This is a genomic window from Paenibacillus naphthalenovorans, assembly GCF_001465255.1.
Lineage (GTDB): Bacteria > Bacillota > Bacilli > Paenibacillales > NBRC-103111 > Paenibacillus_G > Paenibacillus_G naphthalenovorans.
The window spans coordinates 1,808,864-1,830,988 of record NZ_CP013652.1 but is presented as its reverse complement, the minus strand read 5'-3'; the positions used below and the strand labels follow the sequence as shown (position 1 = coordinate 1,830,988).

Here is a 22,125-nt window from a genome sequence, read left to right as displayed (position 1 = left end):
AATAAGGTGATACAAATGTATAAAATATCTAATACTGTCATTCCGCAAAATAAGCGTAAAGAGATTAACGAAAAAATTCTTTACCTTATTGAGAATAACCTTACAACAAAGTATAATATAACAGCCGAAAATGTCTATAACAGTTATACAGGTTTTGGCGGTCTCCACGGCTTAAATTATTATGATTATGATTCTTATCATGCTTTTAGTGAAGCAAAAAAAGAAATTGAACTAGGAGCCTTTTTCACTCCTCATGATGTATCTAAATTCCTTGTAGATTGCGTGAAACCATCGAATCATGATCTAATTGCAGATTTGACGTGTGGCATGGGGAATTTCTTTAACTGGCTTCCCAATCATTCCAATGTATACGGATGTGAAATTGATATCAGGTCTTACAAGGTGGCAAAATTCCTTTATCCTGATATCAATATAACAGCCGATGACATAAGGAACTGGGCTACTAATGTTTCGTTTGATCTTGTACTAGGTAATCCTCCATTTAATTTAAAATGGAATGTAGGTAAAGAAGAGTATTTAAGCCAGTTATACTACTGTCTAAAGGCTTATGACGTTCTCAAACCTGCTGGAATACTTGCCTTGATTGTTCCTGTTTCATTCCTTGTTGACGATTTCACAGACTCAGGAATGATCAAAACTATTAACAATAGATTCAACTTTATATATCAGGTTGAATTACCTTCGGATGTTTTTAAAAATGTTGGCGTATCCTCGTACCGTACTAAAATCATGTTCTTTCAAAAGAAGTCTGAACACATAACAGTCGATAAACCATATAGCAGCCAATTATTAATAACAGAAATAGACCAAAAGAGCAGCGATTTTATATATAACACATACATAAAACCAGTTATCGAACAAAAGGAAAAAGTTAAACATAAACTTTTCTTTGAGAGTTTGCATAGTAACAGCGATGACTTAGAGTTTCAGGCTAAAGTTACAAAATATCTGTATGACATTAAGCGTAATCCAAATATCAATAAGAACTATGCCAAATGTATAGAATATGTTAACAGGTATCATACTCAAACTATGCCTGAAGGTATGAAATTTGATGAATGGCAAAAAGTCAGACTAACCAAAGAAAAAGTTTTATCTTATCTTAAACGCATTATCAAGAATCAACATAACAGCGAACGTGACGAGATACGGCTAGTTAAAACAAATTATGGTTTACGACTAAAAGGTTATTCACAAAAAGATAAGATATATTTGTCAAAGTATACTGGTGTTAAAGAAATGTCATTCACTGATATGATACTAAGTAACAGTTACCCATTTGATGATCAGACTTATAAAAAGTTGTATAACAGAAAGGTTAAAAAATCATGTCAGCAATCCGAATCATTTAAAAAAATAGGTAACAATCCACTTATAACAGAATGGTTAGAAAATTTTAGATTATATAATAATGAGACTAACCAGACAATACAATTAAAGGATTTTCAAAAAGAAGATCTAGGCAAAATTCTGCAAAAAGATAAAGCATTGTTAGCTTGGAATGTCGGATTAGGTAAAACAGAAGCAGGAATAACATGGATGAAATACATGAATCAACATAAGCACATTAGAAACACTTTTATTGTATCGTCTAGTATTTCAATTAAAATGACATGGACTAAACGGTTAGACCAATATGGAATCAAATATAAAAAAATTGAATCATTGTCAGATGTACTAAATTTAAAACAAGGTGATACTGTTTTATTCTCGTTTAATATGCTTGTTAAGTATCAAAAACATATTAAACATTATATTCGTCTACAGTCGCGTAAAATTGCCTTAATATTAGACGAATCACATCGTTGTATATATCCAAGCACAAAAACGACAAAAGCCGTTACAAGTGTGTTTCAGCGTGTTCCATATAAACTATTGGCAAGTGGGACACCGACAAAAAATAATGCTAATGAATTGTATCCTCAATTTATGATTTTGTATGGTAGCAGCAATAACTTTATCTGCGAATGTCCAACGATCCAACAGGAGGATAAAAAAACAGGAGAGTTAAAAGAGAATGAAAATAAATATTACATGAAGCCATTTCCTGCATATAATCAATCATTGTTTTCTGCTTGTTTTTCTCCTAAGAAAGCAACAGTTTTTGGAGTAGAAAAAGCAAATCAAGATATATATCATTCGGATAAATTGATCAAACTAATTGAAAAAACAATTATAGTTAGAAGTATGTTCGAAGTGTTAAATAAAGATATGGTCGAATTTGTCACTCATCGGATCAACCAAAATGAAAACGAAAAAGAAGTATATAGACAAATCATGGAAGAGTTTCACACTATGGTTAGATCATACTACGGAACAACAGGCAATTACCGTAAAGATGCCATGTTACGGATTATTCAACAAATTCAATTGTTACAAAAAGCCGTTTCCATTCCTCATAAATTAAAGGAATATAATGGATATAAAGAACCAAACAAATATAAAAAAATTAAACACATTATCAAAAATGCTGATAATCAAAAGGTTGCAATTGGAACAACTTTTATAGATGCATCTACTTATTATTTTCACAAGTTAAGAGACGAGTTTTCAGATCGAAAAGTATTCCTTATACTTGGTGAAACGTCATTCAAAAAGCGTACAGAGATTATTGAAGAATTTGAAGCAACAGAGAATGGAATACTGGTATCAACTCAAATGAGCCTATCTGAGAGCGTTAATATCCCTTCCTGTGACGTTGCAATATGTGAGGGTCTACAATATAACATTGCAAATATGATGCAGTATATTGGACGTTTTACACGCTTAAACAGCAAGAATAAAACGACAATACATTTTATAACGTACACGAATACGCTGGAGCAAAATATCCTAGCTTTATTAATGGCAAAGCAGCGGATCAATGAGTTTGTGAAACAGTGTGAGTACAAAGAAGATGCAGATATATTTGATGAGTTTGGAATCAGTTTAGACATATTCAATAGTATCATTACTAAAGAGTATGACGAAAACGGATCAGTAAAATTGAGTTGGGGAAGGCAAAATGTAATATAAGGAGAGGATAATTCCTCTCTAGTTTTACTAATTGAACCACCCATGACTTTAGTTATGGGTGGTCTCGCCAAAGTTATAAAAAATATCTTTTATTTCGATACTTGAAAATAAATTATGTTAAAAACAAAAAAAACTTTACATATATAAACAATGATGATACAATAATAAATATAAAGAATATACAAATACATAGGAGAAGATAACAAATGGACAATCAAAATATTTATCAAGAAAATGGATATACAAACAGAAGGGAATACCTTGAATCACTTGCAGAAGATTATGGTGTGTCACTTGAAACTGTGCTTGCAATTGCAGATATGTACGGCGAGTCTGAAGATTTTGACGGTCTACTCTCAGCGTTAGAGGACGCACAAGACATGGAATTATAAAAGATTATTAATATCGACTAGATAGAAAACTTGCAGATTTTCTATCTAGTCAAAAGGTATTAAAACGTATCTTTTATGATAACAGAAAGGATAAATAAATAATGAGCGATAAAGAATTTTATGACTTAATTCATTCGTTTATATGTAATAATAAATGTAGTCTAAACACATGGTACGAATTTAAACTAAAAGATGACAAAAAGGGAGTAAATATTCACTGTGAGGTAACGATACCAAACATAGGAAACATAAGAATAAGAAAACCATTTAAAATTGCTGGAACAAATGGGTATGGTGAAACAGTCTACAATTATTATTTGTGTCGCTTTACGAATAACAGAGAGTTAAAACACGAGGGAATTATTGAAGGATTGCGGTCTGAGGTTAAGAAAATTGTATAACAGTAGCCGTATTAAATCATTATGAAATTTGCATTTTATTTCTTGATAAATAAGTTATAAAAAAGTCATTATGCAAGTTAAATGCAAGTTAAAAAATCACGCAATAACAAGGTTTTTGGTTGATGGTTAAGTTGTAAATCAAGTTAGAATCAAGTTAAATACAAATGAAATATCTATATTCTTTACCCAAACAAAAAGATAAATTTATATTGACATTTCACGCTAGAGTGAATATTGTATAAATATAATAAAAATGGAGGAAATTAAATGATTAAAGTGGTTTCTAGTGATCTTGTTGAAAAAGATAATGTCGGACTTATTGCAATTGATGATAATTTTTACTTGGTTGATACGGATATATGCACTAATAAGGCTGTTCTTCTTCACTCTTTTGATATCGAAACATTTGCAGAAATGTCTTTCCAGTCATACGATAAAGAAGAAGAAATGGAACAATATTTTAAAGCAATCATGACGCAGGAAAAACTTAGAGAAGTGTTTAATTGTGATAACCCAAAGAAAGAATTTGAGAATATCATTAAAGAAACTTTTAATATTGAAAATGAGCAACATAATACAATCGATTTAAATGACCCAAGGATCATGTCATCTGCTGAAGCATGTGAACAATGGGGAATTGACGATTCAACGTTGAGAAAGGCACATAATCGGTTTCCTATTGGCTCTATTCGGAAATTTGGGCGCGATTGGGTGGTAACTGATTTTGGTATGAATCAAGTATTCGGAAGACGTAAAGAAGATAACGGTAAATGAATTGTTCATTTCCTAGTCTTATATTGTTCATGGTATAATAACAGCAATATAAAAATATTACTTTGCAATTATTAATTTACAATAAAAGGAGATGTTTAAAATGTTGTTCAAAATTAATGAAACATATGTTGCAATGGTAGATGAAAATGTTGTTCATTTTAAAGTGTTGGATCAAGTGAATAATACTCAATTCTTGATTCAATGGTTTGATGATAACGGCACGAAAAGAGAGAAGGAAGTCGCAGAAATCAATAACATGATTGAATGGATTAATGATTACAAAGCAAGCATTGAAGATGTTTCGATGAAATAATTGTTTTAAGGGGGCGCTTATGACTAGTCTAATCGATAAATCCTTCCGCTGGATCGTGCATTACAAAGACGGTACACAGCGTTACAGTAACCTACAGACAAAGAATGACGTTTACTTTTGGGAAAAGAAAATCGGCAACATAGATAATATGGACGACATTATAGAGAATCTTCTGTATGAACCAATTCAGCAGCCTAAATGGGATTAGTAAAATATATTGCTATTACCAATGTATAGGTGTAAAATTAAGACATAATTTCCATTAAAGGTGAGTGGACAATTTGGATAACTTTCCTGAACTTATGCGTACGTTGTCGAAACGTGTTGAAAAAATTAAAGATTCAATCTCTACCGAAGAAGCCACTAAGACATCTATCATCATGCCATTCTTTCAAGCTTTGAATTATGACGTATTTAATCCGGAGGAATTCCTACCTGAATTTGTAGCCGATGTGGGAATTAAAAAAGGTGAGAAAGTTGATTTTGCAATCATTCAAGATAATCAACCAATTATTTTGGTTGAAGCTAAGGCAATCAATGAAAAATTGCAAAAGCATGATTCTCAGCTTTTCAGATACTTTGGTACCACCAAGGCGAAGTTCGCTATACTTACAAACGGTGTTCATTATAAATTCTTCACTGACTTAGAAGAACAAAATAAGATGGATACCAATCCGTTTTTTGAGTTTAATTTATTAGATATTAGAGACAATCAACTTACTGAGCTTTATAAATTCAGGAAAGAAAACTTTAATGTTGATAATATCTTTAACACAGCTTCTGATTTGAAGTATACAAATGAGATTAAGCAATTCCTTGCAAAACAATGGGAGAATCCATCAGACGAATTTATTTCCTTTATCCTAACTGATATTTATCAGGGAAAGAAAACTAAACAAGTAATTGAGAAGTTTTCCGGTGTTGTAAAGAAATCGTTAAAACAGTTTGTTAATGACACTTTAAACGATACATTAAAGGCTGCTATTGCCAACACAAATGCAGAAGCAGTTTCGGAAGCAGTGGCTACTGTAAGTTCAGTACAGACAGTAAATGATGAACCAGAAAAACCAGTCATTGTTACAACTGAGGAAGAGCTAGAAGGTTATGTGACAGTTAAATTATTGCTGTCCGAATTCATTGATTCTGCAAGAGTATTTTATAGAGACAATCAAAGTTACATGAACGTTTTACTGGATGATAATATTAGAAAGTGGATTTGCCGTTTAGGTTTTAACTCCAGTAATAAATTTATTACCTTAAATGATGAAAATAGGACAACATTTAACATTGAACTTGTTTCGGACATTATTAGCTATAAGAATCAGATTATTGAAGTAGCAAAAAAATTTGATAAGTAGTTTTATTAAAAGGGTGGACGGATGTCTACCCTTTTAATCTTGAAATATTTTTTTATGATGCCCTTATCGCGGCTTTTATTTTCCTGATAAAAAGATGATTTTACTATAATAAATACTTAAAAATTAAGTAAAAACAATTGACATCTAAGTGAGAAAGGTATATATTGAATTCAAGAGGAAAAGAAAGGAAGGGGGTTAATCAAATATGCGACTTGGATTATATATAAAGGATGTTATTAAGAAGCAAGGAAGAACATTGAAGTGGGTATCAGATCAACTTGAAATGAATGAACGTACATTTGCTGGAAAATTAAATAGGGACAGTATAACAGGGGAAGAATTACTGAGACTTAGCGATATACTTGGAATCGATCTTAAACAATTAAAAGAGGAGATGTTGAAAATGAATATTACCGAATACACAGTTCTTGATTTTAAAGGAATGAAAGGTTCTGTGCCTTATCATTATAATGTTATTAAACTCGGTGAAAACATGTACTATAAAGGATATGACGAAGATAAAATTAAGGTTACGTCTGATATTAAGTGGGCATCCCATATTGTCCCAAAGTTTGGTGAAGAGACTGTAGGGTTTATTAAAAAGTTTTATGATGAAGAAGGAAGACGGAAAGATTCATAGGGAATCCATAGGAGGTTGTTGAATATGGGGAGGTACGATAAATATGTTGCATGTGAGTTCGGATACATGGATGATAATGGTTTTCGTAGATTAATTTATACGGGATCAGAAAAACAAGAATATTCAGGACTGGAATGTAGTAGATGTGGAAAAGAATTAAAGGGATACATTGCACACACTTTTAATGATGAAGATGAGGCTGAATGGAGATTTGGTAGTGAGTGCGTTAAATACGTTTTTGGGGCAGGATTGGGGAAATGAAAGGGTTATTTCATCATCTAATGAGGAGCGATAAATAAAATGGATAACAGTGTTCTGATTAATAGAATCCAAAAATATCAAGATAACACCAAAGAAGGAGTAAGATGTGGTCATTACTATACACATGGAAAAGTTGTTCCTATTATTCAAAAAGGCGAAGTAATTTTAAAATGCCAGCGGTGTAGTTGGAGCAGCCGATTCATCGCTCCTATTTTTTACAGAGACGATTTTGAGGAGGTATACAACAATTAATCCGATGAAATGACTGTTTTAATGGACTAGACGGAATGGCTAGATTTTAAGTGGTTTATTTTATTATGAAATTGTGCATAAACAATACTACAGATAGAAACTGCTTACGCTTAACAGTGTATACAGTTTTGTTTTTGTTTACTCATTACACAAAAAGAAACCACCTTCATTTAGAAGATGGTTTTTGTGCCTTAAAATGAATCTCTAGTTTATCGATCTCCATGTAAATTTCGTGTAACCAATCCCAATCATTAGTCATACAAGCCATTGAAGAATAGTTGTATAATCGAGATAATTTAAATATAAATTCAGCGTTAACCTTTAGACACATTGCAATCTCATCCATTTCGCTTGTTGTTAATTCTCTTTGCTGTTGGACAAAGTATAACTCTCCAAGCCGTTGATATATTGGATGCATGTAAACCACTCCAATCATAATAATTTGTTTTTAATCCAGTAATACAATCAGTACATACTTGTTCTTGACGTTCGTATGCTGTTTTCAATTCATTCTTTTTACAATAGATGCATTTCATATTGTTCACCTCCAGAATAAAACCATGTAATTGATGCAATTTGTATTTGTTATATGTATATGCAGAGCTGAGTGAAAAATACATACTTTTGAGTATAAAATAAATAAAAAAAAGCCTAATTCTCATCAGGCTTATAAATAATAAAATCCTGTATTTGCTTCCCTGTTTTAAGTTGAATCTTGAAACACCATTCCAAACTTGGCTGACCTTTTTGGTTTTCCCATTTGTTGTAGAGGTTTTTATTGACTCCTATAAAGTCAGCAAATTGAGTTTGATCCATTCGTAAGTCATGGCGTAGTTCTTTAAGTTTATTGTATATTGTCATTAAATCACCTCAAGGTTATTGTACAATCTTATTGGTGAAATTTGTGTCGAAATGTGTAAAATAAAAAAAGCAGAAATATTTCATATTTTTTTATTGTTTTCACTTGCTAAATGCAAAATATGGATATATAATATAAATAAATCAACGATAAATTTTAATGGTGATAGGAGATAGTACAATAATGATTACAAATGAATATAAAAAATTTGATATTTGGATGGCTGATCTTAGTGGAGTAGTTGGAAGTGAGCAAGGTGGGAGTTGTCGGCCTGTTTTAATTGTTAGTAACAATGTGGGGAATAAATTTAGTCCTGTAGTTACTATTGCAGTTTTAACTTCGAGACTAGACAAGACATCAATTCCCACACATGTTTTCTTAGATGCACAATTAAATGGATTAGATAGAGATTCCTTGATTATGCTGGAGCAACTTAGAACTGTAGACAAAAATAGATTGTTTATGAAAGTATCCAGAGTACATCCAAGTTTAGAGAAAGAAATAAATAAAGCAATAAAAATTAGTTTGGACACAGAAGATGAAATAACATATTTTGAACGTGGCTGTAGTCAAATAGTTAATAACCTTTGTTTCGCATAAAGAATATATGGAGGTTAAATGATGAGTTATTTGTTTATAGGAAAAGGGATGTTTAGTGAAGAATCACTTAAAGAAAAGTTGCAACAAATGGGATTAAGAGATCCAGAAAGCATACTTAAAGAGGCAAAAGAAAGGAAGATAGCTATACGTGGCAGACATAAGATCATGGCAGTCATTGCTTAAACTGAAGGAGTCTGTGAGATTATTATATATCTCGTAGACTCTTTTAATCTTTAAATTAATCTAAAATAATAAAGTAAAAAATACAAAAATATATTGACTTTATATATGTAAAATGATATTCTATAAACAAGAAGGAAATGCCAATACATAAAAATAAAAGGTATTAAAACTATATTTTTATGGGAGATGATAAAAAATGAAATTTGTATTCAGAAGTCGGCACAAGAATTATAAGGATGAGACAGTAATTGTAGATTCTTTAAGAGAAGCAATTGAATGGATTGAGCAAAAGCATTACTTTAGAGAACCTTTTTGGGAAGAATCTGAGTTCGTAAATAAATGCAGAGTTTGTTACACAAGTGAAGATGCTGAAGAGGTAGCATATGACGTATCTTGGTAAATAAAAAAGGGGGGGGTTAAGCCTCCCCAGATAGACTCAAAAAGGGAAATAAATCCTTTCATAAGGAATGATGATGTATGAGCAGACATGGGCGATATGGAAATCCAGACAAAAAAGGAACAGAAGCTTTGTTACAATCAGTTTGCGGATATATAAATGATTTGATTAAAGAATCGGATAAAAGTAAAGAAAATAAAGAGTCTATATTGGGGGAAATTAATAGAGCAAGGGAAATATTGTATGGAGATGGAAGGGTCTTATCTGATACACTTAAAGTAAGGTTTGAGTCAAGGTTAAATAATTTAGAAAAGAAGTTGATGAAATGAGGTTAATGAGCAATGTTAGTAAAAGTAATAAAAACACAAACGCTTGGTTTTGATAAAGGAAGTTATATAGTCGTTGAGCATTTGGACGGTAAAATTCAAAAAATTAATCTCAAAAAGGATAAGAAGCGACCTAATGACGGAAATCTTAAGAATCAATTTTATTTTCTTCAAGAAGGAAGCAGAGTTTATGTTAATGAAATAGTGGCAACGAGATAATTTTTTCATGGGAGACATTCAAGTATGAAACCAGAAAATATGATTGGTAAGCTTGTTGAAATAATAAGTGAAGAATCTGGATATAAAGGCCACTGGGGATTTATTAGAGAATGGGATGGAGAGGCATTTCATATTAGTGGAGGATCAATATCAAGTGAATATGGAGAAATAACGCCTATCTTTAATAGAGAGGACTTCAGAGTGCCTAGAAATATCCAAGGATACATAAGAGCAGGATACTTGACGGTTGGTGTTAATATTACAGAAGATGGTCGAGAGATTCGAAAGAAAGTGAAATAATCCTTTTGATGGGGAGTTGAGATAGTGTGAGTCGAGCAACGATTAAAGAGTACAGAGCAGCGAAAGGTGGTGACTATGATTGTTACGTTCTATCTAATGGCGAAACATACTGGTTGTGGTTAAAGGCTCCTTTTAATGGAGGGGAATCGGCACTTGTACATATAATGACGGACGATCCGACAGTAGAAGTTGGCATTGTGACAATCGAGAAGGATGTTAATAGTTGTAGGATGTCGCTGAATGGAAAGACTGTAGAAGTACCAATAACATTTAAGCAATATCTCAAACCCAACAAGAAGTATTTCTTTGATAAGGTAGTAAAAACATTTCTGATAAAATGAATATTTTAAATGGAGTGATTAAATATGAGCAAATTTAAAGTCGGAGATTATGTTTATTTTCATGATTGTCAAATGGCAGGAGAAGTTGAATCGATAAATAATGACGGTACATACGATATTATTTGGAACGAAGGAAATAACAGTGGCAGGTTGACAGTATTAGAAAATGATATGCAATTAGGCGAAAAACCAGATTGGAGGTATATTCCTGAAATGAGTATTCAAGAGTTTGATGATAATGTCAAAATTATTCTTGAAGAAATGAGGGAACAATATAAGTCAATGACAATAGGAGATATTCAAACAGTGATGATGTTTGCAAAAATGTTTAAAGAAAAGTGCATGGAAGATAAAAGTTTCTTTTAGAAAGATGATAAAAGGATTCTTTCATTAGGTAAATCAAAAAAAGGAGAATGAAAAATATGACAGCAGAAGAACTTAAAAATAAAATTGTTTATGCTTTTCGCTACTTAGATAAAGGAGAACAATTAAGATTAACAAAGCAAGCAATAGTCGTCAAGGATTTTTTAAGAAATTCTTATGGGGAAGCAGAATTAACATCTATGATGAATTTACCGTCTGAAACTTGGAAAGCAGCATGGAAATTGTTTGAAGAGTATCACGGGATTTTCACGCATGGTGATTATTTAGAAGCAACAAAATAGCAAATGAAAGAAAGTATTTCATTAAATAACGGAGGTTTTATTAAAATGTTCATAATAACAAGCGTCGTAAGTAAAGATGGAGATAATGAAAAGGTTTTATATGGCGAAAGAAATAAAGTAATGGAAAGAATAAAAAATGAATACACAGACTATATTGCAGGAACAAGTTTTTTTGAAACAAGACACGAAATGAATGTTATTTTAAGATTATTGCCTAATAATATAAATTTTATTGATTGCCGATAAAATAGTCTTTCAATTGGTGAAAGGGGGATAACACGGTTTTGAAATCGAGTATTAAACTAGATGTGAATCAGATGATTATTATCAATAATGCGCTAGATATTGCCATGAATGAACTTAAAACTATTTATCAAGATAAATGGTTAACAGAACAAGTTGCAGTAATCAAAAACAAACTGAATAAAAGAATAGAATATTTAGAAAACAAATGAAATAAAAAAACGAGTAAATGGGGGTTGATATGAAATGAATAAAGAACAAATGAAGGAATTGATTTACAATAATATTCCAGAAAACGATTATCAAGTATTGAATTGTAGTATTTATTATAAAGCAATGAAAGATGATGAAAATACATTTAAACAGGCTTTAAATGAATTGATTCGTGAAAATAAAGTACATATGGATGCGGAGATAGAAGGAGTAAAACTATATAGGAAAAAATATCCTTTAACGAAAAAATGCCAAGGAACATGCAACAATTACTTTGATAAAAAATGTAAAGGAGAAGTTTTGACTTACAGAATAATTTCTCCTGAAAATCATAAATATCCGAATCGTGATTGGGGATTGAATAATTATTGTTTAACAGCAAAAGAAAATGACGAGCGAAATGGTTTTGTTGTTACAGAAATAGAAGATCAGTTAACAACAGTATAACAAACCAATGAAAAAGCAATTTTATCTGATAACAGAAGGAGTTAACAAAATGTATGGCGAATGGGTGATGGTTAATTTAATTAATGAAAAATGGCAAATAACAGACAATTAAAGTAATTTCATAGGGAGTCGATATAAAAATGCTTTACACAGGTGAGAAGGAAATTGAAGAACGTGCTGACGCATTCCCGCGACTTTAGTCGTGTGAGGTTCACATGGGTGCTTGGTCTATCGAATTAGCAAATGAAAAGTGATTTCATCATATAACAGAAAAGGAGAAAAATCACCATGGTTAAACGTAAAAGATATATGAATGGACTCTATATTGACGGAAAACTTGTAGTATTCACTGGAACTAAATGGGAAGAATTAAGAAAACTTGCAGCGGAGGAGATTAAAAATGTTTATTAATAGACGATTTATCGAACGAGAATATGTTTTTAATATTGAAAAGAAAAATAATCCATACATATCAGACGAGCAAATTAATAACATGCTTGATTCAATGGATTTGGATTGGTGCGACCTCACATTTAAATTTTTTGAACGAAAGAACGGTTGGGATACTGTAATCATTGATAATAACACCAATAACAGAGTGGTAATCGACGAACTGAATGGATTTGCTTTTGATTTTTATATTCGCCAGATTAAGGAATTGTCTATAACACGAGCAAGAAAAGAGATACGAGAAAAATTATTTGCAGGAGTTGGAGCATAACAATGAATGAGAATGAGAAAATGGCAAGATTCTTAGAAATGCAGAAACAGCAGCTAGAGACGTTATTACAGAACAGCAAAGGGAAGTACGATCAGCGTAAAATTGACATGTTAGAGGTCGAGATTGAAGGTTTGACAGTAAGAATAAGAAGATGGAGAGGTGAGATGTGATGAGTACTATTGAATTCGCTGAAAATAGATTGAATGTCAGGTTAACATACCACCAGAAGGAATTATTGACTTTATTGCAAACAAATCCTGATGGATGGTATAACAGTTTGTGTATTGAAACTTTGGAAATGAAACAGGTGAGAGAAGTATTTAGCAAGTGGAGAGAAAGTGTGTTAATTGGAGCGTAAAGATTAAATTGATGTGAGGTGGAGAAATGTGATTACAATCCCCCAAGGAGTTTCATCATGTTTATACAATGGAATTATGAACAAAATTGAGTGGATTCAAAAACAAATTGAATATGATGTAAATAAAAAATATGAATTAAAAAATCATTTGGAGAGAATTTATAAAGATGTAGTCGAAGCCGTTGATTTTTACAATGAGCATTGTATCTTATCGGGGAAATATTTAAAAGATGCGTTAGATGAATTGACTTTAAAATATAATGAATATTTAGGATAAAATCGGTAATTCATCGTGAAAAGGAGATATTAAAAAATGAATGAGAATACTGTGGGTGCGTTAATCAACTTATTAAAACAATTTAATCCAGATGCAAATATTGTGATTGCTGTAAGGGCAGAAGACGATTATCAACCAATCGTAGATGCACAATATAATGAAAATGGAGACGTTGAACTGATATTAGAATAATCCGATAAGATTTCGTATTTGATAAGGAGGATAACTTTAATGAATAGCGGCAGAATTGATATGTATTTTTGTGTAATTATTATTCAGTTAGCAGTGATAGCAATGATTTTGGCGAATAAATGACCAGTTGATCGGGGAGTTATGTTGGGATGGAATTGGAATTCGCACTTTATGTATTCATTGGACTAGTTACAATTATGGTCGCTTCAATGGTGTACACGGCAGTATGTTTCTATAGATTAAGTAAGAGTATGAAAACAAAAAAATAATATAATTTAGTTTTTTATAGGAAAGGGTGAATTAGTTTTGGATCAGATATTAGAATATCGCATTGTAGTTGGAAATGACTTGGTGGTGGATTTTTGTTGTGAATGTCCAAGTAAAACGTTTCTAAATACACCTATTGCAGACATCATGAAGACACGCATCTATCTTTACGGATATAATGATGACTACTTTTTCAATGTAGTAAACAAGGAATCAAGAGAATTTAAATGTGAATGCGGTAGATGTTATTCTGTGCAATGGACATATGATGGGGTCAAAGTAGAAAGGCTATGAAACTCGTTTTTTATCGGAAGTTTTATTAAAAGGAGATTGTTAAATATGAATTTCAAACACGGTATAAGCCAATATAGAATCAACCATGCACGAGATTATGCAAAGTATATTCTAGAGAGCGTTGCAAAAGTTGAATTATTGTTTCACTTATCTCAAGAAGGACATATAGATGAAGTTAAAGCTGATAACGGAATTAAAAGTATTACCAAAGAAATTGAGCGTAGCACGAAAGAATTGCTTGGTTATTTAGAGTTACGTGATGATATGCGCTAATTCACAATTTAACATAATAAAATTAAAAGATAATAAAGCTCGTTTTTCTTCTGAATTGCAGAAAAAATGATAAAATGAGAGGGGTAATATATAAATGAATAAATTTCCAAAACAAATTAATAAAGAAGGTGGATGGACGGTATCACCTAAATATCTATAACAAATAAGTAAAGTAATTGCGAAAGTTTAAAAATGATTTACCATACCATGAGCCATCATGAGAGCAAATTAAAATGGTACTACTTGCCATTGAGAGCATCAAGCGGGAGAAGAATCATTATGTTAAAAGAAACTGTTTTTATTGCTAGAATACAAGATGGTGAGGGCATTATATGGATAGGTGAATTGCAATTTATTGAAAACGGCATAGCAAGAGTTGGATTATTTATGGATAAAGAATCTTGTGGAATCGATATTTCTGAAAGTGAATTATATAAATATCAAAGAAATGCAATTGATTTTTTAAAGGAATCGGGAATTGACACAAATGAAATAAAGTTTATATAATCCAATAAATTTTGTGTTTCATAGTAGAGGATAAAAGTAACCAATTCTTTGTATAAATAAAGAATAGAGGGATAATCTATATGATTAGATCACCTTGTTGCTAATCAAGTTACATAAAAACTATTAAAAATAAAATTTAAAGGGAGATAAAGAAATGGAATTCAAACAATTAAAAACGATGCTGCAAGAAAACTTTGCTCAAATGTCCAAGGATGCTACCCATTTATTTGAAGTCAACTTGGATAAAGATGAATTATGGAATTTGTATCTCGATAGTTTTCCTGAAGGGACAAACCCATATTTCCGTGAACGTCGAGAATATGACTGCACCTGCTGTAAACAATTTATTAGAAATATCGGAAATGCGGTTGTAATTAGAAACAATAAAATTAAAACTGTTTGGGATTTTGAAACAGGTGATACAAAATATCAACCAGTCTTGAATGCTTTGTCTCAATTTGTAAAATCTCATGCTGTTTCCGATGTCTACATTAGCGAATTCAAAAAAATTGGTACAGACAAGAATTTTGAGCAAGCGGCTGAAAAAGTAAAAGAGTGGAATCACTTTTATCTGGAATTGCCAGATCGATTCGTAAACAAAAGTAGTAAATCTGATGCTGAGGTCAAAGGTTCCTTTAGGGACACAAGAAATGTATTTAAACGTTCATTGGATGAGATTACAGAAGAAAGTTTGCTTACTGTTTTGGAACTTATCTCTCAAAATTCTCTCTACAAGGGTGAAGAGTGGAAAGGCGCATTGACTGAGTTCCTGAAATACAAAAAAGAGTATAACAAGTTGAAAGACACAACAGAAAAAGAAAATTATACTTGGGAGCAATCTGTAGGGGTAGGTGGTGCTATCGGAAGAATTAGAAATCATAGCATTGGAACGCTACTTATCAATCTTAGTGAAGATATGGACTTGGACGAGGCGGTAAGAAAGTATGAAGTTATTGTTGCACCTACCAACTACAAGCGTCCCAAAGCGATTTACACGAAAAAGATGTTGGAGGATGCCAAGAAGACAATTGAAGAACTTGGATACATGGAATCGTTGAGTAGGAGACATGCAACACTTGACGATATCTCAGTAAATAATATCTTGTTCTCAAATAAAGATTCCGCAAAAAGAATTCAGGATGCAGATGATGTTTTCTCTCAAATGAAAAAGGAGGTCGCAGTTAATCCTAAAAACTTCTCTAAGGTTGAGGAAGTTACAATTGAAACATTTATTTCCAATATTTTACCGACAGCAAAAGAAATTGAAGTTTTGCTTGAGAACAAACATTCAGTAAACATGGTTTCATTAATCGCGCCAGAGAACAAAGATAGTAAAACAATGTTCAAATGGAACAATGGTTTCAGTTGGGCTTATTCTGGAAACATCACGGATAGTTTCATGAAGGAAAATGTTAAGGCTGCTGGTGGCAAAGTTGATGGTGTGTTGCGCTTCTCTATCCAATGGAATGATAGCGAGTATGATGGTAATGATTTGGATGCTCATTGCATCGAACCAAGTGGATATGAAATTTATTATAGTGATAAAATTTCTTATGCTACTGATGGGCGATTGGATGTTGATATTATTAATCCTGTAAGAAATAAGCCTGCTGTAGAAAACATCACTTGGGACAATAAAGATAAAATGCAAGAAGGAACCTATAAGTTTTTTGTTAATAATTTTAGCAATAGAGGGGGGAGAAGTGGATTTAGAGCAGAGATTGAGTTTGATGGTCAGATTTACTCTTTTGACTATAGCAAAGAGGTGAGACACAAAGAAAATATTGTTGTTGCAGAAGTAACACTTAAAAATAGAGAGTTTTCCATCAAAGAAAAACTTCCATATAATGTTTCTTCAAGAGAAGTGTGGAGTTTGAAGACAAATCAATTTGTTCCAGTTTCGGTTGTTTGTTATTCTCCGAATTATTGGGATGAGCAACAAGGTATTGGTCATCGTCATTACTTCTTCATGCTGAAGGATTGCGTCAATCCAGAAGCACCAAATGGTTTTTACAATGAATTTTTGAAAGAGGAATTGATGCAACATAAGCGAGTATTTGAAGCGTTAGGATCGAAAATGAAAGTTGCAGACAGTGAAGATCAGCTTTCTGGTCTTGGATTTAGTTCAACCAAAAGGAATGATTTACTTGTAAAGGTTAAGGGACAGACAGAACGAGTTATTAAAGTGAAGTTTTAAAAAAATAAAGTATATAAAAAGGAGAAATGAAAATGAACATTTTCGAATATGCCGTAAAAAATAAGATCCGTTTCCCGTTTAAGGGTATGATTACTACTGAAGATCTTTGGGATTTGACAGTAGAACATCTGGATTCGATTTTTAAAACTCTAAATTCCCAATCGAAACAAGCGAAAGAGGAAAGTTTGTTAAACACAAAGACAAAAGAAGATAAAGAATTAGATATTAAAATTGAAATTGTGAAGTATATTGTTAATGAAAAATTGGAAGAGCAAAAAGCAAGACTTCAAGCTAAAGAAAAGAAAGAACAGAAACAAAAAATCATGGAGGTCTTGGCTGCTAAACAAAATGAAGCACTACAAAATAAATCTCCTGAAGAACTGATGAAGATGCTTAAGGAAATGGGAGAATAATTTGATGTGGAGAGTTTATGGGGGATGGGAAGTGATTCCCGTTCCCCATGAAACTCGTCTTTCATCAGGAAGGAGTGATTTTGATATTGACGAGAGAATTGACACCAAACTTAGAGTATCTTGAAAAACTTAGTAACATAATCCAGAAAGACGGATTAAGAGATCCTTGGATTATACAAGATAGATTAAAGCAATTAAACAGACAAGATGATACTGATGTGGTTGTGTTTGACTCTTATAACGAAAAAGGAAAATGTATTGTTTATTATGGCGTAAAGCCTGATTTGTCTGTAATTTACGCATATGAATTCAAACTTGGTAAAGTTTTGAAGGAATACAAAATAGAAAACATCTTAGAACTTGATAAATGGAAACAAAATTTTGATTCAGTTATTCGATATTCTATGATTACTCTAGATGACATTAAGAATGATGTTTTGCAATGGGTTGAGAAATATAAAACTAGGCAAAGTAGAGCATACAAGCAATTTATTGACACATTAAAGGTTTATCGCCATTACACCGGACAAATCATTGTGTATTACAAAGAAATGAATGGTGAAAACAAAAAATTAAAACCCATTGTTCGTAAGTATAAAAGTATATCACTTGATGACTTAATTGAGTTTGGAAAAAAGAAAAGCAAAGAACTGTGGAACAGAGAATTTACATGTAAGGTTGTTTTCGTCAAGGCTTATTGGAATAGCCAATTAGGAGTGTATTATCCGCACAAAGAGACAATTGCTTTTAGTGAATATATGTGTGCAACAATGACCGAAGATCAAATATATGACACTATGTTGCATGAAATGGTTCATTGGCATTTACATACTTCAGGAAGAAACTATCATGATGAAGATTTTGAATTTATTGAAGAATGTCTAAAAGTGGGTTGTGGATTATCACAAAGTAACAGCGCAAGAAAGGCTTATATTCAGTATCAGAAAAGTGTATAAAATTCGTAATTTATTAGGAAAGGGAATTTGTTATATGGACGTGGGGAAAGGTTGCGTTATTTCTGACAAGTGGATTCCAAAAGGTTTAGATACTAATTTGAGTGATATTAATGGCAATGCACTTAAAACGTCAGATAAGGTACATTTGAATGGTTGCACATCAAAATATGCTATTATTGGCAAGGGTATGAATGATAAATATATGCTGTACTTTGGTAGCGAACACGGTTCAGTTGGTTGGTATTTAACAGAAGAGACTATTATTAAACATAAGGTTAAATTAGTGTAGGGCAAATCCAATAAAATCCGCATTTTAATTTAATAACCCACCACTCCAAAATTGGAGGGCGGGTTATTAATACACTATATATCATTTTCACCAATAGTGTCAATCCAAGTTACATTTAGTTTTTTAACAACTATGGGTAAAATTTCACCACTGGTTGTATGTATGTTTCCCTCAAGGAGATGAATTCTCTTGCTGTTTAATATGTCTGATGTTGTTTGGATTGCTTCTTCATGGTTTGTGCATTGAGTTGGATGATAAATAAAGAACTCAACTTTACCCCAGACAGTTACGGTTCCTTCTGTTTTCATGCAATCATCTCCGATTCTTTAAAGTAAAATTTGTGAGTATTGTAATAACTGACTTTATTTTACCATATTCTCTCTAAAAAAGCAAACGCTTGTTCCCTTATTTTTTCTCAAATTTTAAAAAATAATTAAATTTTTTGGCTATTCGTAAAATATAGTAGAATCTTAGATTATAACTTTAACAATTTTATTATAAAATCGTAAAATATAGTGTAATAATCTCCTTGAATTTGTTATAATTAGTAGTTTGATAAGAATCATATTGTTCGTTAATTAAAGGATGGTGTATATTGATAAAACTATTATTAGCAACGGTAATAACAATTTTAGGATCAATAGCAATTTTGACTTTTGTAAAGCCGTCTAAAAAAGAGTTGGAAGCAGAAGCATTTGAAAATTTTGAAAAAGCAAAAAAAGAATTGTTCGATGCAATTGTTAAAACGTTTAAATTAGATATTTTTGTCGAATGGTTAAGTGAAAAACTAAAATAATTTAGTTTCATAATTCGAAAGAAAAGATTCCAAAGGAATGAACAACTATGTCACTACTACAATTACCAAGTTTTAAGGAAATAGAACTACTACAAGAAAATGATACAGATATGCTATTTAAGGTGGAGCTTAGTTCTCCACCTAAACGCTGTAAAAATTGCGGATTTAACAATCTTTACGAATACCCAATTTTTTTAAAGCAATATAATGAAAATAAAATATAAAAAATCAATTATTATTATTGACTTTATAGATATAAAGTAGTAAAATTAAGGTAATACAAAGGAGGAAAAAATGATGTTTGATTTTATTGTTGATAATAAAAAAGATAGAATGCACTGGAAATTCCGCAGAATGGCTTTAGGAATAACACAAACTGAAATTGCTAAACATCTTGGATACGAAAAATACAATATTATTTCAATGTATGAAAATAATAAGAAGCACTCAATGTCGGAAGATAAAATTGAAAAATATAAGCAATATATTATCGAAAAAGAAAAGGAAAAGAATTGTACTGGATGATCTTGAATGTGGTAAAATTAATATAAAAATATTCAGGTTTACGTGAAAAGGAAATAGTTAGAGATTAGTCTGTATGTTGTTGAACAACTTAAGAACACATTGAAAACTAAATAAAATTTCGTATTTTATAAGGAGGATAACGTGAAGATTGAAGTAGGGGATATAATTTACGCACATAATAAACGCTTATTGGTGGTTCATGATCCATTTGAAAGTGAAACAAATGAATATCCGTTCTTGCTAATTGACTTGGATAAATTCGAAGTTAACAACGGATGGTCTACACTGGATTCGATGGGGAAATCATTTAAAATTGATCGAGTTCTAAATACTTATGAGGTTGTACTAGCCAAATAAAATTTGATTTTATAGGGAAGGAAGAGAAAAGAATGGAATTATGGATCAACTGTATCTATGTTCATAAAAGTGAGGAAGGTAAGTGGGCAGCAACACTTATTTGGGACTCAATACAAAAAGTTGAATCCAGAAAAGAGCAAGGATATGTACGTGGGGATTTTAAAGGAGAAATCCAAACTCAGTATTTTGAAGATACATTAACAAAAGCAGTAGATATGGTTTTGGAAGTTGCAAAATACATGAATATAACAGAAGAAGTAATATCTAAACCGAAAATTTATTATACAGAAGATGATGAATTGCTGAGTAATTTTCCTTGTTCAGATGATGATAAACGAGAAATCGAACAAGAAAATATTAAACGAGGTTGGATACGATAAAACACGGAATTTATTGGAAGATTTGAGGTGCGATATTCGTGAAACCGGAATCCATGATAGGGAAACTTGTTGAAATAACCGATGAAGATTCTGGATGGGCAGGAAATTGGGGATTTATCAGAGCTTGGGACGGTCAAGTATTTCATGTTTCTGGTGGATCAATTCCTGAATCACAACACCCAATATTCGATAGAGACCAATTTAAAGTCCCAAGAAAATTGGACGCATATTTTAAAAAGGGTTGGCTTAAACTCGATGTCAATATCACATCTGATGGACGAGAGATAAGGAAGTAAAGGAGGGTTTTAATTGAGAATTGGATACGGAATGGATGAAGATGAAATTGTAGTACATACCAGAGAAAGATTCTTACATGAAGTGGCGAGGATAGTAAAGAAAAAAACTCTTGTAAATACAGTCAAAAAGAGTTGCGAGGCATATCAGAAGGGAATATGTTCAGAATGCATTGAAGATGTGGAAAAAGGCAAAGATGAATTATCTTATGGTTGTTTAGCGGCTTGGAAATTAACAATAGGTAAGGGTAGAAAAATCATTTGATTGATGAGGTGAAAAAGTGAAGGTTTATATTGTAACGTACTGTTCTCCATATGCGGAATATAACAATCAGATTTCGATTAGAAAAGCATTTACATCTGAATCTGCTGCGAAACAATACATTGAAAAAGAAAAGGAATATGACATAAAGCAAGCCGGGAACAATTGGATTGGAAATTATGATATCGAAGAAATTGAACTGGAAGATGGCGAATAAAACACATTGAAGGTGAATTGTAAATTGGAATATACACTCACAAGAAATGGAAATAGGAATGTAATATTGATTAGACTTGGTAATGATGAAAAATTAGACGAATCTATTCAAGCAACATTAAATGAAATTAATGATAATACTGGAACTTATCGCATGTATGTTACAAAAAAAGTAAGAAACGAGGAAAGAAATTATAACTATAACGTGGCTTATGGGTATTACAGAAGGGATGATTCTAAAAAAGGATGGACACATAAAAGTGGTAAAGAGATAACACTTGATGAATTTATTAAAATCAGAAATGAAAAGCAGATAAAAAACTGATTTTGAG

44 protein-coding genes are annotated in these 22,125 nt (G+C 31.7%); 41 read left to right on the top strand and 3 right to left on the bottom strand.

Features of this window, described 5'->3' with window-relative positions:
• The first annotated feature begins 15 nt into the window (after positions 1-15).
• The 10 genes from IJ22_RS09150 (at position 16) to IJ22_RS09105 (ending at position 7,427) form a co-directional block, all read left to right on the top strand.
• Positions 16-3,036, top strand: coding sequence for a helicase-related protein (locus tag IJ22_RS09150; protein WP_062408573.1), 3,021 nt, complete (start codon positions 16-18; stop codon positions 3,034-3,036).
• A gap of 206 nt (positions 3,037-3,242) precedes the next feature.
• Entirely contained in the window at positions 3,243-3,428 is a 186-nt protein-coding gene (locus IJ22_RS09145) for a hypothetical protein (protein WP_062408572.1), read from the top strand.
• A 101-nt stretch (positions 3,429-3,529) separates the two neighbouring features.
• Positions 3,530-3,829, top strand: a complete 300-nt coding sequence (locus IJ22_RS09140; RefSeq protein ID WP_062408571.1) for a hypothetical protein — start codon at positions 3,530-3,532, stop codon at positions 3,827-3,829.
• 267 nt (positions 3,830-4,096) lie between these two features.
• Positions 4,097-4,603 (top strand): helix-turn-helix domain-containing protein, encoded by a 507-nt coding sequence (locus IJ22_RS09135; RefSeq protein WP_062408570.1) that lies wholly within the window; start codon positions 4,097-4,099, stop codon positions 4,601-4,603.
• Between the two features lie 100 nt (positions 4,604-4,703).
• Positions 4,704-4,916, top strand: coding sequence for a hypothetical protein (locus IJ22_RS09130; protein ID WP_062408569.1), 213 nt, complete (start codon positions 4,704-4,706; stop codon positions 4,914-4,916).
• A 19-nt stretch (positions 4,917-4,935) separates the two neighbouring features.
• On the top strand, positions 4,936-5,124 hold the full coding sequence (locus IJ22_RS09125) for a hypothetical protein (protein WP_062408568.1): 189 nt from the start codon (positions 4,936-4,938) through the stop codon (positions 5,122-5,124).
• Positions 5,125-5,197: 73 nt separating this feature from the next.
• Entirely contained in the window at positions 5,198-6,274 is a 1,077-nt protein-coding gene (locus IJ22_RS09120) for a type I restriction endonuclease (RefSeq protein WP_062408567.1), read from the top strand.
• Between the two features lie 205 nt (positions 6,275-6,479).
• The gene (locus tag IJ22_RS09115) at positions 6,480-6,914 is read left to right on the top strand and encodes a hypothetical protein (RefSeq protein ID WP_062408566.1); all 435 of its coding nucleotides are present in this window, start codon (positions 6,480-6,482) and stop codon (positions 6,912-6,914) included.
• A 24-nt stretch (positions 6,915-6,938) separates the two neighbouring features.
• Complete coding sequence (locus IJ22_RS09110) at positions 6,939-7,175, top strand: hypothetical protein (RefSeq protein WP_062408565.1); 237 nt, start codon at positions 6,939-6,941, stop codon at positions 7,173-7,175.
• A 39-nt stretch (positions 7,176-7,214) separates the two neighbouring features.
• The gene (locus IJ22_RS09105) at positions 7,215-7,427 is read left to right on the top strand and encodes a hypothetical protein (RefSeq protein WP_062408564.1); all 213 of its coding nucleotides are present in this window, start codon (positions 7,215-7,217) and stop codon (positions 7,425-7,427) included.
• Between the two features lie 166 nt (positions 7,428-7,593).
• Here IJ22_RS09105 and IJ22_RS09100 read toward each other — a convergent pair whose 3' ends face one another.
• Positions 7,594-7,845: a DUF7667 family protein gene (locus IJ22_RS09100; protein ID WP_062408563.1), complete on the bottom strand. Its 252-nt coding sequence runs from the start codon at positions 7,843-7,845 to the stop codon at positions 7,594-7,596.
• Positions 7,846-8,078: 233 nt separating this feature from the next.
• Positions 8,079-8,288 carry a helix-turn-helix transcriptional regulator gene (locus IJ22_RS09095; protein WP_062408562.1) on the bottom strand — a complete coding sequence of 70 codons (210 nt, stop codon included), beginning with the start codon at positions 8,286-8,288 and terminating at the stop codon, positions 8,079-8,081.
• A 181-nt stretch (positions 8,289-8,469) separates the two neighbouring features.
• On the opposite strand from IJ22_RS09095, the gene IJ22_RS09090 reads away from it, so the two are divergent.
• The 23 genes from IJ22_RS09090 to IJ22_RS09000 all read left to right on the top strand — a co-directional run bounded on the left by IJ22_RS09090 (position 8,470) and on the right by IJ22_RS09000 (position 18,964).
• On the top strand, positions 8,470-8,886 hold the full coding sequence (locus IJ22_RS09090) for a type II toxin-antitoxin system PemK/MazF family toxin (RefSeq protein ID WP_082660745.1): 417 nt from the start codon (positions 8,470-8,472) through the stop codon (positions 8,884-8,886).
• Positions 8,887-8,904: 18 nt separating this feature from the next.
• Positions 8,905-9,069, top strand: coding sequence for a hypothetical protein (locus IJ22_RS26310; RefSeq protein WP_160327364.1), 165 nt, complete (start codon positions 8,905-8,907; stop codon positions 9,067-9,069).
• Positions 9,070-9,265: 196 nt separating this feature from the next.
• Positions 9,266-9,469 (top strand): hypothetical protein, encoded by a 204-nt coding sequence (locus IJ22_RS09085; RefSeq protein ID WP_062408561.1) that lies wholly within the window; start codon positions 9,266-9,268, stop codon positions 9,467-9,469.
• Between the two features lie 77 nt (positions 9,470-9,546).
• Complete coding sequence (locus tag IJ22_RS09080) at positions 9,547-9,795, top strand: hypothetical protein (RefSeq protein ID WP_062408560.1); 249 nt, start codon at positions 9,547-9,549, stop codon at positions 9,793-9,795.
• Positions 9,796-9,807: 12 nt separating this feature from the next.
• Positions 9,808-10,011: a hypothetical protein gene (locus IJ22_RS09075; RefSeq protein ID WP_062408559.1), complete on the top strand. Its 204-nt coding sequence runs from the start codon at positions 9,808-9,810 to the stop codon at positions 10,009-10,011.
• Positions 10,012-10,035: 24 nt separating this feature from the next.
• A complete protein-coding gene (locus IJ22_RS09070) occupies positions 10,036-10,311 on the top strand; it encodes a hypothetical protein (protein ID WP_062408558.1) in 276 nt (91 codons plus the stop codon).
• A 26-nt stretch (positions 10,312-10,337) separates the two neighbouring features.
• Positions 10,338-10,652, top strand: a complete 315-nt coding sequence (locus IJ22_RS09065) for a hypothetical protein (protein ID WP_062408557.1) — start codon at positions 10,338-10,340, stop codon at positions 10,650-10,652.
• 24 nt (positions 10,653-10,676) lie between these two features.
• Positions 10,677-11,018 carry a hypothetical protein gene (locus IJ22_RS09060; RefSeq protein ID WP_062408556.1) on the top strand — a complete coding sequence of 114 codons (342 nt, stop codon included), beginning with the start codon at positions 10,677-10,679 and terminating at the stop codon, positions 11,016-11,018.
• 56 nt (positions 11,019-11,074) lie between these two features.
• Positions 11,075-11,317 carry a hypothetical protein gene (locus IJ22_RS09055; RefSeq protein ID WP_062408555.1) on the top strand — a complete coding sequence of 81 codons (243 nt, stop codon included), beginning with the start codon at positions 11,075-11,077 and terminating at the stop codon, positions 11,315-11,317.
• Positions 11,318-11,320: 3 nt separating this feature from the next.
• Positions 11,321-11,563, top strand: coding sequence for a hypothetical protein (locus tag IJ22_RS09050; RefSeq protein WP_145862522.1), 243 nt, complete (start codon positions 11,321-11,323; stop codon positions 11,561-11,563).
• 38 nt (positions 11,564-11,601) lie between these two features.
• Positions 11,602-11,772, top strand: coding sequence for a hypothetical protein (locus tag IJ22_RS26305; RefSeq protein ID WP_160327363.1), 171 nt, complete (start codon positions 11,602-11,604; stop codon positions 11,770-11,772).
• A gap of 34 nt (positions 11,773-11,806) precedes the next feature.
• The gene (locus IJ22_RS09045; protein ID WP_062408553.1) at positions 11,807-12,220 is read left to right on the top strand and encodes a hypothetical protein; all 414 of its coding nucleotides are present in this window, start codon (positions 11,807-11,809) and stop codon (positions 12,218-12,220) included.
• Between the two features lie 288 nt (positions 12,221-12,508).
• Positions 12,509-12,631: a hypothetical protein gene (locus IJ22_RS27005; RefSeq protein ID WP_256380593.1), complete on the top strand. Its 123-nt coding sequence runs from the start codon at positions 12,509-12,511 to the stop codon at positions 12,629-12,631.
• A complete protein-coding gene (locus IJ22_RS09040; RefSeq protein ID WP_062408552.1) occupies positions 12,621-12,941 on the top strand; it encodes a hypothetical protein in 321 nt (106 codons plus the stop codon). The genes IJ22_RS27005 and IJ22_RS09040 overlap by 11 nt, the downstream gene beginning before the upstream one ends.
• A gap of 2 nt (positions 12,942-12,943) precedes the next feature.
• Positions 12,944-13,111, top strand: a complete 168-nt coding sequence (locus IJ22_RS26300) for a hypothetical protein (protein WP_160327362.1) — start codon at positions 12,944-12,946, stop codon at positions 13,109-13,111.
• Positions 13,112-13,327: 216 nt separating this feature from the next.
• Positions 13,328-13,576: a hypothetical protein gene (locus tag IJ22_RS09030; RefSeq protein ID WP_145862521.1), complete on the top strand. Its 249-nt coding sequence runs from the start codon at positions 13,328-13,330 to the stop codon at positions 13,574-13,576.
• Between the two features lie 36 nt (positions 13,577-13,612).
• Positions 13,613-13,768: a hypothetical protein gene (locus IJ22_RS26295; protein WP_160327361.1), complete on the top strand. Its 156-nt coding sequence runs from the start codon at positions 13,613-13,615 to the stop codon at positions 13,766-13,768.
• 606 nt (positions 13,769-14,374) lie between these two features.
• Positions 14,375-14,602: a hypothetical protein gene (locus tag IJ22_RS09025; RefSeq protein ID WP_062408549.1), complete on the top strand. Its 228-nt coding sequence runs from the start codon at positions 14,375-14,377 to the stop codon at positions 14,600-14,602.
• A 279-nt stretch (positions 14,603-14,881) separates the two neighbouring features.
• Positions 14,882-15,109 carry a hypothetical protein gene (locus IJ22_RS09020; RefSeq protein WP_062408548.1) on the top strand — a complete coding sequence of 76 codons (228 nt, stop codon included), beginning with the start codon at positions 14,882-14,884 and terminating at the stop codon, positions 15,107-15,109.
• A 154-nt stretch (positions 15,110-15,263) separates the two neighbouring features.
• Positions 15,264-17,306, top strand: a complete 2,043-nt coding sequence (locus IJ22_RS09015; RefSeq protein WP_062408547.1) for a YfaP family protein — start codon at positions 15,264-15,266, stop codon at positions 17,304-17,306.
• A 32-nt stretch (positions 17,307-17,338) separates the two neighbouring features.
• On the top strand, positions 17,339-17,719 hold the full coding sequence (locus IJ22_RS09010; protein ID WP_201023608.1) for a hypothetical protein: 381 nt from the start codon (positions 17,339-17,341) through the stop codon (positions 17,717-17,719).
• Positions 17,720-17,805: 86 nt separating this feature from the next.
• Positions 17,806-18,675 carry a SprT-like domain-containing protein gene (locus IJ22_RS09005; RefSeq protein ID WP_160327360.1) on the top strand — a complete coding sequence of 290 codons (870 nt, stop codon included), beginning with the start codon at positions 17,806-17,808 and terminating at the stop codon, positions 18,673-18,675.
• A gap of 34 nt (positions 18,676-18,709) precedes the next feature.
• A complete protein-coding gene (locus IJ22_RS09000; protein WP_062408544.1) occupies positions 18,710-18,964 on the top strand; it encodes a hypothetical protein in 255 nt (84 codons plus the stop codon).
• 74 nt (positions 18,965-19,038) lie between these two features.
• Here the strand turns inward: IJ22_RS09000 and IJ22_RS08995 are convergent, their stop codons facing one another.
• Complete coding sequence (locus tag IJ22_RS08995; protein WP_062408543.1) at positions 19,039-19,272, bottom strand: hypothetical protein; 234 nt, start codon at positions 19,270-19,272, stop codon at positions 19,039-19,041.
• A 287-nt stretch (positions 19,273-19,559) separates the two neighbouring features.
• Between IJ22_RS08995 and IJ22_RS08990 the strand changes: the two genes are divergently transcribed.
• The 8 genes from IJ22_RS08990 (at position 19,560) to IJ22_RS08955 (ending at position 22,118) form a co-directional block, all read left to right on the top strand.
• Positions 19,560-19,760 (top strand): hypothetical protein, encoded by a 201-nt coding sequence (locus tag IJ22_RS08990; protein ID WP_062408542.1) that lies wholly within the window; start codon positions 19,560-19,562, stop codon positions 19,758-19,760.
• A gap of 294 nt (positions 19,761-20,054) precedes the next feature.
• Positions 20,055-20,285, top strand: coding sequence for a helix-turn-helix domain-containing protein (locus IJ22_RS08985; protein WP_145862520.1), 231 nt, complete (start codon positions 20,055-20,057; stop codon positions 20,283-20,285).
• A 141-nt stretch (positions 20,286-20,426) separates the two neighbouring features.
• Positions 20,427-20,642, top strand: a complete 216-nt coding sequence (locus IJ22_RS08980; RefSeq protein ID WP_062408540.1) for a hypothetical protein — start codon at positions 20,427-20,429, stop codon at positions 20,640-20,642.
• Positions 20,643-20,674: 32 nt separating this feature from the next.
• Positions 20,675-21,022: a hypothetical protein gene (locus IJ22_RS08975; RefSeq protein ID WP_062408539.1), complete on the top strand. Its 348-nt coding sequence runs from the start codon at positions 20,675-20,677 to the stop codon at positions 21,020-21,022.
• 38 nt (positions 21,023-21,060) lie between these two features.
• Positions 21,061-21,318, top strand: a complete 258-nt coding sequence (locus tag IJ22_RS08970) for a hypothetical protein (RefSeq protein ID WP_062408538.1) — start codon at positions 21,061-21,063, stop codon at positions 21,316-21,318.
• Positions 21,319-21,331: 13 nt separating this feature from the next.
• Positions 21,332-21,580 (top strand): hypothetical protein, encoded by a 249-nt coding sequence (locus IJ22_RS08965; RefSeq protein ID WP_062408537.1) that lies wholly within the window; start codon positions 21,332-21,334, stop codon positions 21,578-21,580.
• Between the two features lie 16 nt (positions 21,581-21,596).
• Positions 21,597-21,794, top strand: coding sequence for a DUF7336 domain-containing protein (locus IJ22_RS08960; RefSeq protein ID WP_062408536.1), 198 nt, complete (start codon positions 21,597-21,599; stop codon positions 21,792-21,794).
• Positions 21,795-21,818: 24 nt separating this feature from the next.
• Positions 21,819-22,118, top strand: a complete 300-nt coding sequence (locus tag IJ22_RS08955) for a hypothetical protein (protein WP_062408535.1) — start codon at positions 21,819-21,821, stop codon at positions 22,116-22,118.
• Positions 22,119-22,125: the final 7 nt, after the last annotated feature.

Bases quoted from the DNA above. Each gene is read 5' to 3' on its own strand.
- IJ22_RS26300 (WP_160327362.1), top strand. From the start codon at position 12,944: ATGAATGAGAATGAGAAAATGGCAAGATTCTTAGAAATGCAGAAACAG.
- IJ22_RS09015 (WP_062408547.1), top strand. From the start codon at position 15,264: ATGGAATTCAAACAATTAAAAACGATGCTGCAAGAAAACTTTGCTCAA.
- IJ22_RS27005 (WP_256380593.1), top strand. From the start codon at position 12,509: ATGGTTAAACGTAAAAGATATATGAATGGACTCTATATTGACGGAAAA.
- IJ22_RS09075 (WP_062408559.1), top strand. From the start codon at position 9,808: ATGTTAGTAAAAGTAATAAAAACACAAACGCTTGGTTTTGATAAAGGA.
- IJ22_RS09040 (WP_062408552.1), top strand. From the start codon at position 12,621: ATGTTTATTAATAGACGATTTATCGAACGAGAATATGTTTTTAATATT.
- IJ22_RS09045 (WP_062408553.1), top strand. From the start codon at position 11,807: ATGAATAAAGAACAAATGAAGGAATTGATTTACAATAATATTCCAGAA.
- IJ22_RS09020 (WP_062408548.1), top strand. From the start codon at position 14,882: ATGTTAAAAGAAACTGTTTTTATTGCTAGAATACAAGATGGTGAGGGC.
- IJ22_RS09050 (WP_145862522.1), top strand. From the start codon at position 11,321: ATGAAAGAAAGTATTTCATTAAATAACGGAGGTTTTATTAAAATGTTC.
- IJ22_RS09105 (WP_062408564.1), top strand. From the start codon at position 7,215: ATGGATAACAGTGTTCTGATTAATAGAATCCAAAAATATCAAGATAAC.
- IJ22_RS09125 (WP_062408568.1), top strand. From the start codon at position 4,936: ATGACTAGTCTAATCGATAAATCCTTCCGCTGGATCGTGCATTACAAA.
- IJ22_RS09010 (WP_201023608.1), top strand. From the start codon at position 17,339: ATGAACATTTTCGAATATGCCGTAAAAAATAAGATCCGTTTCCCGTTT.
- IJ22_RS26310 (WP_160327364.1), top strand. From the start codon at position 8,905: ATGATGAGTTATTTGTTTATAGGAAAAGGGATGTTTAGTGAAGAATCA.
- IJ22_RS26295 (WP_160327361.1), top strand. From the start codon at position 13,613: ATGAATGAGAATACTGTGGGTGCGTTAATCAACTTATTAAAACAATTT.
- IJ22_RS09110 (WP_062408565.1), top strand. From the start codon at position 6,939: ATGGGGAGGTACGATAAATATGTTGCATGTGAGTTCGGATACATGGAT.
- IJ22_RS09150 (WP_062408573.1), top strand. From the start codon at position 16: ATGTATAAAATATCTAATACTGTCATTCCGCAAAATAAGCGTAAAGAG.
- IJ22_RS09060 (WP_062408556.1), top strand. From the start codon at position 10,677: ATGAGCAAATTTAAAGTCGGAGATTATGTTTATTTTCATGATTGTCAA.
- IJ22_RS09100 (WP_062408563.1), bottom strand. From the start codon at position 7,845: ATGCATCCAATATATCAACGGCTTGGAGAGTTATACTTTGTCCAACAG.
- IJ22_RS09095 (WP_062408562.1), bottom strand. From the start codon at position 8,288: ATGACAATATACAATAAACTTAAAGAACTACGCCATGACTTACGAATG.
- IJ22_RS09140 (WP_062408571.1), top strand. From the start codon at position 3,530: ATGAGCGATAAAGAATTTTATGACTTAATTCATTCGTTTATATGTAAT.
- IJ22_RS08995 (WP_062408543.1), bottom strand. From the start codon at position 19,272: ATGAAAACAGAAGGAACCGTAACTGTCTGGGGTAAAGTTGAGTTCTTT.
- IJ22_RS09115 (WP_062408566.1), top strand. From the start codon at position 6,480: ATGCGACTTGGATTATATATAAAGGATGTTATTAAGAAGCAAGGAAGA.
- IJ22_RS08975 (WP_062408539.1), top strand. From the start codon at position 20,675: ATGGAATTATGGATCAACTGTATCTATGTTCATAAAAGTGAGGAAGGT.
- IJ22_RS09080 (WP_062408560.1), top strand. From the start codon at position 9,547: ATGAGCAGACATGGGCGATATGGAAATCCAGACAAAAAAGGAACAGAA.
- IJ22_RS09055 (WP_062408555.1), top strand. From the start codon at position 11,075: ATGACAGCAGAAGAACTTAAAAATAAAATTGTTTATGCTTTTCGCTAC.
- IJ22_RS09070 (WP_062408558.1), top strand. From the start codon at position 10,036: ATGAAACCAGAAAATATGATTGGTAAGCTTGTTGAAATAATAAGTGAA.
- IJ22_RS09000 (WP_062408544.1), top strand. From the start codon at position 18,710: ATGGACGTGGGGAAAGGTTGCGTTATTTCTGACAAGTGGATTCCAAAA.
- IJ22_RS09090 (WP_082660745.1), top strand. From the start codon at position 8,470: ATGATTACAAATGAATATAAAAAATTTGATATTTGGATGGCTGATCTT.
- IJ22_RS09025 (WP_062408549.1), top strand. From the start codon at position 14,375: ATGAATTTCAAACACGGTATAAGCCAATATAGAATCAACCATGCACGA.
- IJ22_RS09085 (WP_062408561.1), top strand. From the start codon at position 9,266: ATGAAATTTGTATTCAGAAGTCGGCACAAGAATTATAAGGATGAGACA.
- IJ22_RS09130 (WP_062408569.1), top strand. From the start codon at position 4,704: ATGTTGTTCAAAATTAATGAAACATATGTTGCAATGGTAGATGAAAAT.
- IJ22_RS09145 (WP_062408572.1), top strand. From the start codon at position 3,243: ATGGACAATCAAAATATTTATCAAGAAAATGGATATACAAACAGAAGG.
- IJ22_RS09135 (WP_062408570.1), top strand. From the start codon at position 4,097: ATGATTAAAGTGGTTTCTAGTGATCTTGTTGAAAAAGATAATGTCGGA.
- IJ22_RS08985 (WP_145862520.1), top strand. From the start codon at position 20,055: ATGATGTTTGATTTTATTGTTGATAATAAAAAAGATAGAATGCACTGG.